This is a genomic window from Streptomyces sp. NBC_01363 (genome assembly GCF_026340595.1).
Classification (GTDB): Bacteria; Actinomycetota; Actinomycetes; order Streptomycetales; family Streptomycetaceae; genus Streptomyces.
Genome location: NZ_JAPEPF010000001.1, coordinates 2,499,891 through 2,513,641 on the forward strand (window position 1 = coordinate 2,499,891; position 13,751 = coordinate 2,513,641).

The 13,751-nt window shown below is 72.4% G+C and carries 12 protein-coding genes; 7 read left to right on the forward strand and 5 right to left on the reverse strand.

The annotated features are described in order from the left end of the window. Positions 1–129: 129 nt before the first annotated feature. Positions 130–1,350, reverse strand: a complete 1,221-nt coding sequence (locus OG611_RS11685; protein ID WP_266418382.1) for an acetyl-CoA C-acetyltransferase — start codon at positions 1,348–1,350, stop codon at positions 130–132. A 166-nt stretch (positions 1,351–1,516) separates the two neighbouring features. Beyond that, positions 1,517–2,632, reverse strand: coding sequence for an SGNH/GDSL hydrolase family protein (locus OG611_RS11690; RefSeq protein ID WP_266425773.1), 1,116 nt, complete (start codon positions 2,630–2,632; stop codon positions 1,517–1,519). Between the two features lie 155 nt (positions 2,633–2,787). Between OG611_RS11690 and OG611_RS11695 the strand changes: the two genes are divergently transcribed. Beyond that, positions 2,788–4,194 carry a cystathionine beta-synthase gene (locus OG611_RS11695; protein ID WP_266418383.1) on the forward strand — a complete coding sequence of 469 codons (1,407 nt, stop codon included), beginning with the start codon at positions 2,788–2,790 and terminating at the stop codon, positions 4,192–4,194. A gap of 347 nt (positions 4,195–4,541) precedes the next feature. Here OG611_RS11695 and OG611_RS11700 read toward each other — a convergent pair whose 3' ends face one another. Continuing rightward, positions 4,542–5,378, reverse strand: coding sequence for a helix-turn-helix transcriptional regulator (locus OG611_RS11700; protein WP_266418384.1), 837 nt, complete (start codon positions 5,376–5,378; stop codon positions 4,542–4,544). Between the two features lie 149 nt (positions 5,379–5,527). On the opposite strand from OG611_RS11700, the gene OG611_RS11705 reads away from it, so the two are divergent. Beyond that, positions 5,528–6,289 (forward strand): SDR family oxidoreductase, encoded by a 762-nt coding sequence (locus OG611_RS11705; RefSeq protein WP_266418385.1) that lies wholly within the window; start codon positions 5,528–5,530, stop codon positions 6,287–6,289. Between the two features lie 56 nt (positions 6,290–6,345). Here OG611_RS11705 and OG611_RS11710 read toward each other — a convergent pair whose 3' ends face one another. Beyond that, positions 6,346–6,765: a hypothetical protein gene (locus OG611_RS11710; protein WP_266418386.1), complete on the reverse strand. Its 420-nt coding sequence runs from the start codon at positions 6,763–6,765 to the stop codon at positions 6,346–6,348. Positions 6,766–6,983: 218 nt separating this feature from the next. Here OG611_RS11710 and OG611_RS11715 point away from each other — a divergent pair, with 218 nt between their 5' ends. Together OG611_RS11715 and OG611_RS11720 are read left to right on the forward strand one after the other, a co-directional pair. Then, positions 6,984–7,829, forward strand: a complete 846-nt coding sequence (locus tag OG611_RS11715; RefSeq protein WP_266418387.1) for a MurR/RpiR family transcriptional regulator — start codon at positions 6,984–6,986, stop codon at positions 7,827–7,829. A 176-nt stretch (positions 7,830–8,005) separates the two neighbouring features. Next, a complete protein-coding gene (locus OG611_RS11720; RefSeq protein ID WP_266425775.1) occupies positions 8,006–8,542 on the forward strand; it encodes a hypothetical protein in 537 nt (178 codons plus the stop codon). A 24-nt stretch (positions 8,543–8,566) separates the two neighbouring features. Here the strand turns inward: OG611_RS11720 and OG611_RS11725 are convergent, their stop codons facing one another. Then, positions 8,567–9,031: a roadblock/LC7 domain-containing protein gene (locus tag OG611_RS11725; protein WP_266425777.1), complete on the reverse strand. Its 465-nt coding sequence runs from the start codon at positions 9,029–9,031 to the stop codon at positions 8,567–8,569. Positions 9,032–9,375: 344 nt separating this feature from the next. Here OG611_RS11725 and hutU point away from each other — a divergent pair, with 344 nt between their 5' ends. From hutU to OG611_RS11740, 3 genes are all read left to right on the forward strand, one after another. Next, positions 9,376–11,037, forward strand: a complete 1,662-nt coding sequence (gene hutU / locus OG611_RS11730) for a urocanate hydratase (protein WP_266418388.1) — start codon at positions 9,376–9,378, stop codon at positions 11,035–11,037. Between the two features lie 104 nt (positions 11,038–11,141). Continuing rightward, positions 11,142–12,365 carry an allantoate amidohydrolase gene (locus OG611_RS11735; RefSeq protein ID WP_266425779.1) on the forward strand — a complete coding sequence of 408 codons (1,224 nt, stop codon included), beginning with the start codon at positions 11,142–11,144 and terminating at the stop codon, positions 12,363–12,365. Then, the gene (locus OG611_RS11740) at positions 12,356–13,741 is read left to right on the forward strand and encodes a formimidoylglutamate deiminase (protein ID WP_266418389.1); all 1,386 of its coding nucleotides are present in this window, start codon (positions 12,356–12,358) and stop codon (positions 13,739–13,741) included. The genes OG611_RS11735 and OG611_RS11740 overlap by 10 nt, the downstream gene beginning before the upstream one ends. Positions 13,742–13,751 lie beyond the last annotated feature (10 nt).

Below are 13,751 nucleotides of genomic sequence, written 5' to 3' on the forward strand. Positions count from 1 at the left end.
ATGTCAGGCCCGGCCCGGCCCGGCCCGGCCCGGCCCGGCCCGGCCCGGCCCGGCCCGGCCCGGCCCGGCCCGGCCCGGCCCGGCACGGCCCGGCCCGGCACGGCCCGGCCCGGCCCGGCACGGTTCGGCTCAGCTCAGCCGCTCGATGACCATCGCCATGCCCTGGCCGCCGCCCACGCACATGGTCTCCAGGCCGAACTGCTTGTCGTGGAACTGCAGGCTGTTGATCAGCGTGCCGGTGATCCGGGCGCCCGTCATACCGAAGGGGTGACCGACGGCGATCGCGCCGCCGTTGACGTTGACCTTCTCCAGCGGCAGGCCGAGGTCGCGGTAGGAGGGGATCACCTGGGCGGCGAACGCCTCGTTGATCTCGGCCAGGTCGATGTCGTCGATGGTCAGCCCGGCCCGCTTCAGCGCCTGCTTGCTGGCCTCAACCGGCCCGTACCCCATGATCTCGGGGGAGAGGCCCGAGACGCCGGTCGAGACGATCCGGGCCAGCGGGGTCAGGCCCAGCTCGCGCGCCTTGGTGTCGGACATGATCACGAGGGCAGCGGCGCCGTCGTTGAGCGGGCAGCAGTTGCCCGCCGTGACCAGGCCGTCGGGGCGGAACACCGGCTTCAGGCCCTGCACGCCCTCCAGCGTGACGCCCGCGCGCGGGCCGTCGTCCTTCGAGACGACCGTGCCGTCCGGGGTGGTGACCGGGGTGATCTCGCGCTCCCAGAAGCCGTTCTTGAGGGCTTCCTCAGCGAGGTTCTGCGAGCGGACGCCGAACTCGTCCATGTCCTGGCGGGTGACGCCCTTGAGGCGGGCCAGGTTCTCCGCGGTCTGCCCCATCGCGATGTACGCGTCCGGGACCAGGCCGTCCTCGCGCGGGTCGTGCCAGTCGTCGCCGCCCCGCTCGGCGCGGGCCGCGGTGCGGGCCTCGGCGTCGGCGAACAGCGGGTTGTGCGTGTCCGGCCAGTTGTCGGAGTTGCCCTTCGAGAAGCGGGACACCATCTCGACACCGGCCGAGATGAAGACGTCGCCCTCGCCGGCCTTGATGGCGTGCAGCGCCATCCGGCTGGTCTGGAGGGAGGACGAGCAGTAGCGGGTGACCGTACAGCCCGGAAGGTGGTCCATGCCCATCTGTACGGCGATGATGCGGCCCAGGTTGTTGCCCTGCTCGCCGCCCGGGAGGCCGCAGCCGAGCATCAGGTCGTCGATGTCCTTCGGGTCCAGCTCGGGAACCTTGGCCAGCGCGGTCCGGATGATCGTGGCGGTCAGGTCGTCCGCGCGCAGGTCCTTCAGCGAGCCCTTGAAGGCCCGGCCGATGGGGGAACGGGCTGCAGAGACGATCACGGCTTCGGGCATCACGCGGCTCCATGAGGGCTGGAAGGCGGGTTCTGGCAGGTGCTGACTTGGAAGTTACCTGTACGTAGGCGCCGGGTCACCGGGCAGCGCATGTGACGCCGACCTCTTTTCTAAGCGACCGCTCAGTCCGACTGCTCGCAGGCTGCTCGCCGACTGCTCGGGTCGATCAATTGGCCGGGAGATTGCGCGGCTCCCCGTGCGACTCCCCTGTCTCTCCAGTCTCCACCGTCGCTCCTGTCTCTCCACTCTTCTCGGTTTCTCCGGTTCTCTCCTTGGTTTCCTCGGTCCTTCCCATCCCCCCGTGCTGCTCCGGGTGCGGGTGGGGCTCCGTGGCCGCGGGCAGGCGCCGCCGCCTGCGGTGCTTGAGGAGTGCCCAGGGCGCCCGCGCCCCCGTGACCTCCGTACCGGCCTCCCTGGCCGCCTGGGAGGCCGCCTTGGCCACCGGCAGCATGTCCTCGCGCCGGGCCCCGTCCAGCCGGTCGGACTCCGGCCACAGCCCCAGCACCGCGCAGAGCGTGGGCAGCACCGCCATCGCCGCCGTGGCGTACCCCTCCGCCGAGGGGTGGTAGTTGTCCGGCCCGAACAGCTCCCGCGGATTCGCCTCGAACTCCGGCCCGAGCAGATCGCCCAGCGACACCGTGCGCCCGCCCTGCTCCACCGAGCCGATCGTCTGGGCCGCCGCCAGCTGCCGGCTCACCCGCCGGGCCATCCAGCGCAGCGGCTGATAGACCGGCTCGATCGTGCCCAGGTCCGGGCAGGTGCCGACCACGACCTCCGCGCCCGCCGTGCGCAGCCTGCGCACGGCGGTGGTCAGGCAGCGCACCGACTGGGTGGCCGGCATCCGGTGCGTCACATCGTTCGCGCCGATCATGATCACGCACACGTCGGGCGTACGGGAGGTGTCGGCGAGCAGCAGCGAGACCTGCCGCTCCAGATCGTCCGACCGGGCACCCGGCTGCGCCACATTGCGCAGATCCACCGGCCGCTCGGACACCGCGGCGAGCCCCGAGGCGAGCAGCGCCCCCGGGGTCTGCCCGGCCCGGCGCACCCCCTGACCGGCCGCCGTCGAGTCGCCCAGCAACCCCAGCCGCAACGGGTCCGAGGGGCCGGCGAACGCCACCCCGTACCGCCCGTCCGCGCTCGGCGGAACCGGTGCGATTCCGCCGCCCACCTGCCGTTTCGCCAGATGGACCTCCGCCAGCAGTACGCCTACCGCCGCAGCGCCGAGCAGCCCGATGCTGCCCCCGCCGTAGGCCGCGCCCGCTGCGATCCGCCGTGCCACCCTTGCCCTTGACACAGTCCGGTCCACCTCCTCGTTGCCGTACCGCCGTACATACAGCTAACTGCCCCGCAGTGGCCGTCGTTCAATCGCTTCGCCCAATCCCGTGCCCGTACGCATACCCTTGCCGCACCATCTCGGAGACCCCGGAGTACACGGTGCAATTCCACGATTCGATGATCAGTCTCGTAGGCAATACCCCGCTGGTGAGGCTGCGCAGTGTGACGGCCGGCATCCAGGCGACGGTCCTGGCCAAGGTCGAGTACTTCAACCCCGGCGGTTCGGTCAAGGACCGCATCGCCCTGCGCATGATCGAGGCCGCCGAACAGAGCGGCGAACTGCAGCCCGGCGGCACGATCGTCGAGCCGACCAGTGGCAACACGGGCGTCGGCCTGGCGATCGTCGCCCAGCAGAAGGGGTACAAGTGCATCTTCGTCTGCCCGGACAAGGTGTCCACGGACAAGATCAATGTGCTGCGCGCCTACGGTGCCGAGGTTGTCGTCTGCCCGACGGCCGTTGACCCCGAGCACCCCGACTCGTACTACAACGTCTCCGACCGGCTGGTCCGCGAGACGCCGGGGGCCTGGAAGCCCGACCAGTACTCCAACCCCAACAACCCGCGTTCCCACTACGAGACCACCGGTCCCGAGCTGTGGGAGCAGACGGACGGGAAGATCACCCACTTCGTCGCGGGTGTCGGCACCGGCGGCACGATCAGCGGCACCGGCCGCTATCTGAAGGAGGTCAGCGGCGGCTCGGTGAAGGTGATCGGGGCCGACCCGGAGGGCTCGGTCTACTCCGGCGGCTCCGGGCGTCCCTACCTCGTCGAGGGCGTCGGCGAGGACTTCTGGCCGAGCGCCTACGACCGTACGGTCACGGACGAGATCGTCGCCGTGTCCGACAAGGACTCCTTCCAGATGACCCGCCGTCTCGCCAAGGAGGAGGGCCTGCTGGTCGGCGGCTCCTGCGGCATGGCGGTGGTCGGTGCCCTGGAGGTCGCCAAGCGCCTGGGCCCGGACGACGTGGTCGTCGTCCTGCTGCCCGACAGCGGTCGCGGCTACCTGAGCAAGATCTTCAACGACGAGTGGATGGCCGACTACGGCTTCCTGGAGGACACCGGCCCGTCCGCGCGCGTCGCCGACGTGCTCGACTACAAGGACGGCCCGATCCCGACGCTCGTCCACATGCACCCCGAGGAGACCGTCGGCGAGGCGATCGACGTCCTGCGCGAGTACGGCGTCTCGCAGATGCCGATCGTGAAGCCGGGCGCGGGCCACCCGGACGTGATGGCCGCCGAGGTCATCGGTTCGGTGGTGGAGCGGGAGCTGCTGAACGCTCTGTTCGCCCAGCACGCCTCGCTCTCCGACCCGCTGGAGAAGCACATGTCGCCGCCGCTGCCGCAGGTCGGCTCCGGCGAACCGGTCGAGGACCTGATGGCGGTGCTCGGCGGTACGAACACGGCGGACGCGGCGATCGTGCTGGTGGAGGGCAAGCCGAAGGGCGTGGTCAGCCGGCAGGACCTGCTGGCGTTCCTCGCCAAGGACGCGACGGCCGGCAAGGCGTAGCGCCCCGTGGGTCCGGGCTTCGCGAAAACGGTACGAGCGCGACACGTCCGCGCAGCACCGGCTTAACACGAGTCCGGCAGATTGATGGGTGCCGGCGGGGAGACCCGTCGGCGCCCGATACGGCGACACGGACTACGGAGCGGCTCCCGGACCTCCATCGTCGCCAGGACGCGGTGACCGGCCCTGACCCGGACCGTGTCCCTCGCGGGGACCGCCGTCGTCCCGCCCCCTGGGCAACCGGGGGTGCGGCGGTCCCCGCGACACACTCATGTCCGCACGTCCACGGACCCGCACGTCCACGGACCCGCGGGTCCGTGGAGGCGCGGGTCCGTGGACGTGCGGACGACTCAGCCGGTCGGTGCCGGTGCGGCCGCCCAGCTCGCCAGCAGCGCGACGCGTTCGGCGGTCTCGCTGCCGGGCTCCGGCGTGTAGACCACCAGGCACTGGCCGGGATTGCCGGCCGCGCCGAGCGTCTCGTACGGGAGCACGAGCTCGCCCGCGACCGGGTGGTCGATGCGCTTGACCCCGTAGGTCTTCGACTTCACCTGATGGTCCGCCCACAGCCGGCGGAAGTCGTCGCTCTTCAGGGACAGCTCGCCGACCAGTGCGGCCAGTCGCTTGTCGTCGGGATGCAGGCCCGCGTCCAGGCGCAGATACGCCACTGTCTCCGCCGCCACCGCGGCCCAGTCCGGGTACAGCTTCCGCGCCGCCGGTTCCAGGAACACCTGGCGCGGCATGTTGCGCTCGGCGACGGGCATCCGGGAGAAGCCGACGACGGCGTCCCCCAGCGCGTTCCAGGCCAGCACGTCCATCCGGCGGCCCAGGACGAACGCCGGGGCCGCGGTGAGCGAGTCCAGCACCAGGCGCAGACCGGGGCGGACCCGCTGGGAGGAGGCCGGAGTGGAGGCGCGCGACTTCGGGCGTGCCACGGTGCGCAGATACGTGTGCTCCGTCTCGTCCAGCCGCAGCACCCGGGCTATCGCGTCGAGCACCGCGTCCGAGACGCTCGGGCCGCGCCCCTGCTCCAGCCGGATGTAGTAGTCGACGCTCACCCCCGCGAGCTGCGCTACCTCCTCGCGCCGGAGTCCGGGTACGCGACGGCGCCCGTACGCCTGCAGCCCCACGTCCTCGGGCTGGATGCGGGCCCGCCGGGAGCGGAGGAAATCACCGAGGTCAGCGTCCATGGCGTCGATCGTAGAAGAAGGGCGGACATCGAGCCTGGTACTGGCAGACCCAGGAACAGCGTCGCCCTGGCTGGGCCCCGGGCGGCCACGCAGAGTGGAGTCGGGCCAGGGAAACACTCCGGTCGCGCAACGGCTCAAGGAGCACGGACATGTCGTACAAGACCCTCGCAGGCCGCACCGCCGTCATCACCGGAGCCGCCAGCGGCATGGGCAGCGCGACCGCCCGGCTGCTCGCCGCCCAGGGGGTCAGGGTCGCCCTGCTGGCCCGGCGCGCGGAGCGGCTGGAGGAGCTGGCCGCCGCGATCGGGGCGGCGGGCGGCGAGGCGCTCGCCGTGGTCACCGACGTCACCGACCAGGCGTCGGTCGACGCGGCGGCCGAGCTGGTGCACCGCACCTTCGGTCAGGTGGACCTGGTGGTCAACGCGGCCGGTGTGATGCTGCCGAACCCGGTGGACGAGGGCCGGACCGACGAGTGGCAGCGGATGATCGACACCAATGTGACGGGCGCCCTGCGGATCATCCGGGCCTTCACGGCCGACCTGGTGGCGGTGGCCGCCGAGGGCCGCACCGCGGACCTGGTGAACATCTCGTCCATCGGCGCGCACATCATGTTCCCCAACTACGCGGTGTACGGGGCGACGAAGGCCGCGCTGACGTATCTGTCGACATCGCTGCGCACCGAGTTCGGGCCGCGCGACGTCCGGGTCACGAACATCGAGCCGGGCCTCACCGAAACGGAGCTGGCCGGCCATGTCGACAACGCCGAGCTGAGCGGGCAGCTCGACGACATGTTCGGCGCGCTCGGCGGGCTCTCCAGCGACGAGATCGCCGATCTGATCGCCTACGCCACCAGCCGGGCACGCCACATCAACCTGCGCCAGCTGATCGTGCAGCCCACCCGCCAGGCGTAGTGCCGTGCGCTCCCGGGGCCGCTGTGTTCCTGGTGGCCGCTCCGCGGCCCCGGCCGTCAGTCCTCCCAGTCGGAGTCCGCACGTCCGGGACGGCGCGAGAACCACGGCCGGCTGCGGGCGGCGTGCACGGCGTTGACCGCGACGATCCCGAGCCAGGCGACGACCAGGCCTCCGGTGTGGGCGGTCGAGGCGCCGATCGCCGACAGCGGGACGGCCAGGATCAGCGAGATGATCCCGAAGCCGTAGCGCTCGCCGAAGTTCCCCAGGGGCTGCGGCTGGTGTGCACCCCTGGCGACGCTCACCCGCTGTTCGGCGAGATGGCGCCGGACGCGACGGTCGAGCGTGCTGTCGAGCCGCTGCTCGACCTTCTCCAGAAAAGACTCGACGAGCGCGGGCTCGTACTCCGAACCCAGCTCACTACGGGCATGCAGGGCGGCATCGAGCTCGTTCTGGAGCTCGGGGTCACGGGTTTTCATATCCTTCACGGTACGAATCGCGACCGCCGCGGGCAGTGGGGCTACCCCCCCTCTTTCCCCGCGCCCCGGCCGCACGGGGTCGTCGCCCCGGCCGGACAGGGACATCGCCCCGGCCGCACGGGGACGCCCCGGCTGCATATGGACATGCAGACGGCTTGCTGGCTGAATGGATTTGTCGGCGCCGGATCGCGGTGCGCCGGATCTACCGAGGGGACAGCATGAGCGGGAGCAGCCCGGCCGCGCGGTTGCAGCAGCTCTTCGAGGGGCGCCGGCTCACACCCACCCAGCGGCGCATCGCGCACTCGATGGTGCGCAGGGCCGGGGACGTCCCGTTCCTGTCGAGCGTGGAGCTGGCCGAGCTCGCCGGGGTCAGTCAGCCGTCCGTCACCCGCTTCGCCGTGGCGCTCGGCTTCGACGGCTATCCGGCGCTCCGCAAGCACCTGCGGGAGGTCGCCCCCGCCGAGCCCGAGCCGGCGGGCGGGGACGACGCGTACAACGAGTACCAGCAGGCGGTGCTCGGCGAGATCGAGAATCTGCGGCACCTGGCGGAGCTGCTCGCCGACCCCGGGCCGGTCGAGCGGGCGGGCAGGCTGCTCGCGGCCTCGCGGCCGCTGCCGGTGCTCGGGCTGCGGGCCGCCTCCTCGCAGGCGCGGGGCTTCGGGTACTTCGCGGCCAAGGTCCACCCCGATGTCCGGGTGCTCGACGAGGGCGGCAGCATGCTGCGCGACCGGATCGACGCCGCCCGGCGGGCGGGCGCCTCCGCGCTGATCTGCTTCGCGCTGCCCCGGCACCCGAAGGAGGTCGTGGACGCCCTCGCGTACGCGCAGGAGCAGGGGATGGCCGTGGTGTCGGTGGCGGACTCCGCGTTCGCGCCCGTCGCCAAGTACAGCGATCTGCTGATCCCGGCCGCCGTCGGCACCGGGCTCGCCTTCGACACGGCGTGTGCGCCCATGTTGCTGGGGCGGGTGCTGCTGGAGGCGATGTGCGACGACCTGCCCGACGCGCAGGCGCGGCTGGAGGAGTTCGACGCGAGGGCGGCGGCGCGGGGACTGTTCGTGGAGTGACGGACGGGGGCCGTGCGCCGAGGGCGGCGGGGGCCCGGCGGGCCCGTCGGCTCCCGGACTTCGCCGATTCTCAGGCACCGCTCATCTACGGCTACTAATCTCCGGGCCGGAAAGGCTCACGAGGAGCTGCGGAGAGGGGTACGGACGTGGGGCGCGGAGCGCAGTCGTTGGCGAGAGTGGCCGTGATCGTACGGGCCGGAGCCGCACCGATGTGGTGGCCGGGGCTGCTGGCCACGGGGATCGGCGCGCTGGTGCCGGGGCTCACCGGGCGCCGGATCGGCCTGCTGTCCGGGGCCGCGCTGTTCCTGATCACCGCTGCCGTCGTGGCGCTCGTCCGGAGCCGCAGGTACGCGGAGCTGGCCGGGGGCGCCACGCGTGCCGGGCGGTCCGACTTCCTCCAGGACCGCGCCGTGACCGTACGCAACTGGCGTCGGGGGCACCGGTGGTGGCTGTTCGGGGCGTTCCTCGTGGCGGTGGCGAGCGCGTTCCTGCTGCCCGGGGCCGGCGGGATGATGCTTGCCGGGGCGGGCGCCGGGCTCTGGATCAAGGCCGTCCGGATCGGGCGGCGCGAGCACCGGGACGACGCCCTGTACTGGGTGCGGACCGACTGGGTGGAGCGCGGGCGGCCCGCGGGCAAGCGGGTCAAGGGGTATCGGACGACCGGGCCGATGGCGGGGGACGCCGCGCCTGGAGGGGCGCGGCGCAGGCACTGAATCCGCCCGTCGGGGCTCCGGCGGTCAGATGCGGGGCGGCAGCGGGCCGGACTGCGGGGGCAGCTGCCGGGGGGAGGGGGCCGAGGGCGCCGGACAGGCGGCGCGGTGCGCTGCGGTGTCGATCAGCTCGCCGATGAGGGCACTCGTCCGGCGGCCCTCGGAATGGAGCGCCTCGACGTCGATGGGGTCCTCGGCGAGCAGGGTGAGGACGGCCGAGCAGCCTGCGGCGTACGAGGCGATGCAGCCGGACTCGCCCCGTACGAGAAGTTCGCCGAAGCCGCCCCGCCCGGTCGCCTCCGCCATCCGGACCGCGACGCCGAACGCGGTCGCGGTCAGCGCGGCGACACTCTCGGGCTCGACCCCGGGGGTGTCATGGGCCAGGACGTATCCGTCGGTTCCGGCGACCAGGGCGCCGGACAGGAGCGGGACCGCGGCCCGTAATCGTTGGAGTTCGGCCAGGACTTCCTGCGCTTCGGCCGCGGGCTCCATCGGCTGCTTCGTCCCGGCGCGCAGTCGGAGTGCTCGGATCACAGGGGCCTCCCCTAGGTCTCTGAGCCGGCGCGGCGGAGCGGTCGCCCCTCCCGGCTCGGTGTGCGGTGTGACCACGAGGCTACGCAACGTGCCTGTCCCCGGAGAGGGTTCGGTAGTTTCCACGGGCACATGCCGGAGGCGTACGGGAGTGCGCGGAGGGCGCGCGACGGGGGCGTCGGGGTGGCCTGTGCGCGGGGCGGGCGCGGGTGTTGCTCCCGTGCGATGGTGCGAGACTGTTGACTACGAGTATTCAGACCATCAGGATGTGAATAGAAGACTTACAGTCGCGAGGAGGCACCGCCATGTCAGGACCCCGCCCCGTACGGGCACCGCGCGGTACGGAACTGAGCGCCCTGGGGTGGCAGCAGGAGGCCGCCCTGCGCATGCTGCAGAACAACCTCGACCCCGAGGTCGCCGAGCACCCCGACAAGCTCGTCGTCTACGGCGGCACCGGCAAGGCGGCCCGTGACTGGCGCTCCTTCGACGCGATGGTGCGCACGCTGCGGACGCTCAAGCAGGACGAGACGATGCTCGTCCAGTCCGGCCGTCCGGTCGGCGTCATGCAGACGCACGAGTGGGCGCCGCGCGTCCTGATCGCCAACTCCAACCTGGTCGGCGACTGGGCGAACTGGGAGGAGTTCCGCCGCCTGGAGGCGCTCGGGCTCACCATGTACGGCCAGATGACCGCCGGATCGTGGATCTACATCGGCACGCAGGGCATCCTGCAGGGCACGTACGAGACGTTCGCCGCCGTCGCGGCGAAGAAGTTCAACGGGACGCTGGCCGGCACGATCACCCTGACCGCCGGGCTCGGCGGCATGGGTGGCGCCCAGCCGCTCGCCGTGACGATGAACGACGGCGTCGCGATCTGTATCGACTGCGACCCGCGCGCCATCGAGCGCCGGATCGAGCACCGCTACCTGGACGTGCGCGCCGACTCCCTGGAACACGCGCTCCAGCTGGCCACCGAGGCGCGGGACGCCCGCAGGCCGCTCTCCATCGGTCTGCTGGGCAACGCGGCGGAGCTGCTGCCGCGGATGCTCGCCGAGGGCGCCCCGATCGACATCGTCACCGACCAGACCAGCGCGCACGACCCGCTGGCGTACCTCCCGCTCGGGGTCGACTTCGACGACATGGCCTCGTACGCCACCGAGAAGCCCGCCGACTTCACGCAGCGCGCACGGGAGTCGATGGCCAAGCACGTCGAGGCGATGGTCGGCTTCATGGACGCCGGGGCCGAGGTGTTCGACTACGGCAACTCCATCCGCGGCGAGGCCCAGCTCGCGGGCTACGACCGGGCCTTCGACTTCCCGGGCTTCGTGCCCGCCTACATCCGGCCGCTCTTCTGCGAGGGCAAGGGCCCGTTCCGCTGGGCCGCGCTCTCCGGCGAGGCGTCGGACATCCACAAGACCGACAAGGCGATGCTCGAACTCTTCCCCGAGAACGAGTCGCTGCACCGCTGGATCAAGATGGCCGGCGAACGTGTCCACTTCCAGGGGCTGCCCGCCCGGATCTGCTGGCTCGGTTACGGCGAGCGCGACCGGGCCGGTGAGCGGTTCAACGACATGGTGGCGAGCGGTGAGCTGGCCGCGCCGCTGGCCATCGGGCGCGACCACCTCGACTGCGGCTCCGTGGCCTCCCCGTACCGGGAGACCGAGGCCATGCTCGACGGGTCCGACGCGATCGCCGACTGGCCGCTGCTGAACGCCATGGTCAACGTGGCCTCCGGGGCCTCCTGGGTCTCCATCCACCACGGCGGCGGCGTCGGCATGGGGCGCTCCATCCACGCCGGGCAGGTGACCGTCGCCGACGGCACGAAGCTGGCGGGCGAGAAGATCCGCCGGGTGCTCACCAACGACCCGGGCATGGGCGTCATCCGGCACGTCGACGCCGGGTACGACATCGCGGAGTCGGTCGCCGCGGACAAGGGCGTGCGCGTGCCGATGGCAGAGGGCGAACAGTGAGCCTTCCGTCCGGGAGCGGGACCGCGAACGGGGCCGAGGGCACGGTCGGAGGCGGCGCCGGGGCCGGCGCCGTCTCCGGAGGCGGCTCGTCGTCGTTCCAGGACATGTGGCGGGAGCTCCTGCCGGTCGGCCGGCATCAGGACAGCGGGGGCTACCGCCGCTACGCCTGGACCGGGGCCGACGCCGACTGCCGCGCCTGGTTCCGGGCGCAGGCCGAGGCGCGCGGGCTCACCTACGAGGTCGACCGCAACGGCAACCAGTGGGCCTGGCTCGGCGACCCCCTGGCCGGGGACGCCGTCGTCGCCGGATCGCATCTCGACTCCGTTCCGGACGGCGGTGCCTTCGACGGGCCACTCGGCGTGGTCTCCTCCTTCGCCGCGCTCGACGAACTCCGCAGCAGGGGGGCGACGTTCACCCGGCCGCTGGCCATCAGCAACTTCGGCGACGAGGAGGGGGCCCGCTTCGGGCTCGCCTGTGTGGGCTCCCGGCTCGCCGCCGGACAGCTGACCGCCGAGGCGGCGCACCGGCTCCGCGACGGCGACGGCATCACGCTGCCGCAGGCCATGGAGGCGGCCGGGTACGACCCCGACGCCATCGGCCCGGACCCCGAACGGCTCGCCCGCATCGGCGCGTTCGTCGAGCTCCATGTCGAGCAGGGGCGTGCCCTCGACCTCACCGGCGACCCGGTCGGCATCGCCTCCGCGATCTGGCCGCACGGACGCTGGAGGTTCGACTTCCGGGGCGAGGCCAACCACGCGGGCACCACCCGTCTCGCCGACCGGCGCGACCCGATGCTCACGTACGCCGAGACCGTGCTGGCCGCCCGCCGCGAAGCGGAACTCGCCGGCGCTCTCGCCACCTTCGGCAAGATCGCCGTCGAGCCGAACGGGGTCAACGCCATCCCCTCCCTCGTCCGCGGCTGGCTCGACTCCCGTGCCGCCGACCAGGCGTCCCTCGACGCCGTGGTCGGCGGCGTCGAACGGGCCGCCAGGGAGCACGCCGAGCGGGCCGGGATCGACCTCGATGTCGTACGGGAGTCCTTCACGCCCGTCGTCGAGTTCGAGCACGCCCTGCGCGACGAGCTCGGCAAGATCCTCGCGGGCCGGGACGGCCGGGACGGCGGTGGCGCCGACCGGGCGGTACCCGTCCTGGGCACCGGCGCCGGACACGACGCGGGTATTTTGTCCGCTTCGGTCCCTACCGCCATGCTGTTCGTACGGAACCCCACCGGGATCTCGCACTCTCCGGCCGAGCACGCGGGCGAGGACGACTGCGTGGCCGGGGTGATCGCACTCGCCGACGTACTGGAAGGTCTCGCGTGCAGCTGACAACGCAACCGACGGGCAGGCCCGCCACCGTGACGTACTGGTTGTCCCACGCCTGGCTCGGCACCCATGTCGAGCCGGGCGTCGCCCTGGACGTCTCCGACGGGCTGATCGCGGGCGTCCGCACCGGCGTCGCCACCCCGCCGCCGGGCGCCACCGTGCTGCGCGGGCTCACCGTTCCCGGGCTCGCCAACACCCATTCGCACGCCTTCCACCGTGCCCTGCGCTCCACCGTCCAGGTCGGCTCCGGCACCTTCTGGACCTGGCGCGAGACCATGTACCAGGTCGCCTCCCGGCTCACCCCCGACTCGTACTACGACCTCGCCCGTGCCGTGTACGCCGAGATGGCGCTGGCGGGCATGACCGCGGTCGGCGAATTCCACTATCTGCACCACGCGCCGGGCGGCACCCCGTACGACAACCCGAACGCGATGGGCGAGGCCCTCATCGCGGCGGCGGGCGAGGCCGGTATCCGGATCACGCTGCTGGACACCGCCTACCTCTCCGCCGGATTCGGCAAGCGCCCCACCCAGTACCAGCAGCCCGACCGGCACCAGCTGCGCTTCTCCGACACCACCGCGGACGCCTGGGCCGAACGCGCCTCCCTCCTCAAGGGCGGCGACCACGCCCTGATCGGCGCGGCCGTCCACTCCGTGCGCGCCGTGCCCGCCGCACAGCTCGCCACCGTGGCCGCCTGGGCCGAGGAGCGGCAGGCCCCGCTCCATGTCCACCTCTCCGAGCAGACCGCGGAGAACGACGCCTGCCTCGCCGCCCACGGCTGCACACCCACCCGGCTCCTCGCCGACCACGGTGTCCTCGGCCCGCGCACCACCGGTATCCACAACACCCACCTCACCGCCGAGGACATCGCGCTCCTCGGCTCCTCGGCGACCGGCACCTGCATGTGCCCCACCACGGAACGCGACCTCGCCGACGGAATCGGCCCCGCCGTCGCCCTCCAGCGCGCCGGCTCGCCGCTCTCCCTCGGCAGCGACAGCCACGCCGTGATCGACCTCTTCGAAGAGGCCCGCGCGATGGAGCTCGACGAGCGCCTGCGCACCCGGGCGCGCGGTCACTGGACGGCGGCCGCCCTGCTGCGCGCCGCGACCGTCGACGGACACGCGGCGCTCGGCCGGCCCGAGGCGGGCGTCATCGAGCCCGGTGCGCCCGCAGATCTGGCGACCGTCGCCCTGGATTCCGTCAGAACAGCGGGACCGGTGCCCAGACTTGCCGCCGAAGCGGTCGTATTCGCCGCCTCCGCGGCCGATGTGCGGCACACGGTCGTGGCAGGCCGGCACATCGTCCGCGACGGGCGGCACGCACTCGTCGAGGACGTACCCGCAGCACTCGCCTCGGCCATCGCCGCCCTGCACGGCTGAGACCGGACCC

What these genes read in the sequence shown, in the direction of transcription:
- OG611_RS11685 (WP_266418382.1), bottom strand. Translation starts at nt 1,350, where the DNA reads ATGCCCGAAGCCGTGATCGTCTCTGCAGCCCGTTCCCCCATCGGCCGG.
- OG611_RS11700 (WP_266418384.1), bottom strand. Translation starts at nt 5,378, where the DNA reads ATGGACGCTGACCTCGGTGATTTCCTCCGCTCCCGGCGGGCCCGCATC.
- OG611_RS11705 (WP_266418385.1), top strand. Translation starts at nt 5,528, where the DNA reads ATGTCGTACAAGACCCTCGCAGGCCGCACCGCCGTCATCACCGGAGCC.
- OG611_RS11710 (WP_266418386.1), bottom strand. Translation starts at nt 6,765, where the DNA reads ATGAAAACCCGTGACCCCGAGCTCCAGAACGAGCTCGATGCCGCCCTG.
- OG611_RS11715 (WP_266418387.1), top strand. Translation starts at nt 6,984, where the DNA reads ATGAGCGGGAGCAGCCCGGCCGCGCGGTTGCAGCAGCTCTTCGAGGGG.
- OG611_RS11725 (WP_266425777.1), bottom strand. Translation starts at nt 9,031, where the DNA reads ATGGAGCCCGCGGCCGAAGCGCAGGAAGTCCTGGCCGAACTCCAACGA.
- hutU (WP_266418388.1), top strand. Translation starts at nt 9,376, where the DNA reads ATGTCAGGACCCCGCCCCGTACGGGCACCGCGCGGTACGGAACTGAGC.
- OG611_RS11735 (WP_266425779.1), top strand. Translation starts at nt 11,142, where the DNA reads ATGTGGCGGGAGCTCCTGCCGGTCGGCCGGCATCAGGACAGCGGGGGC.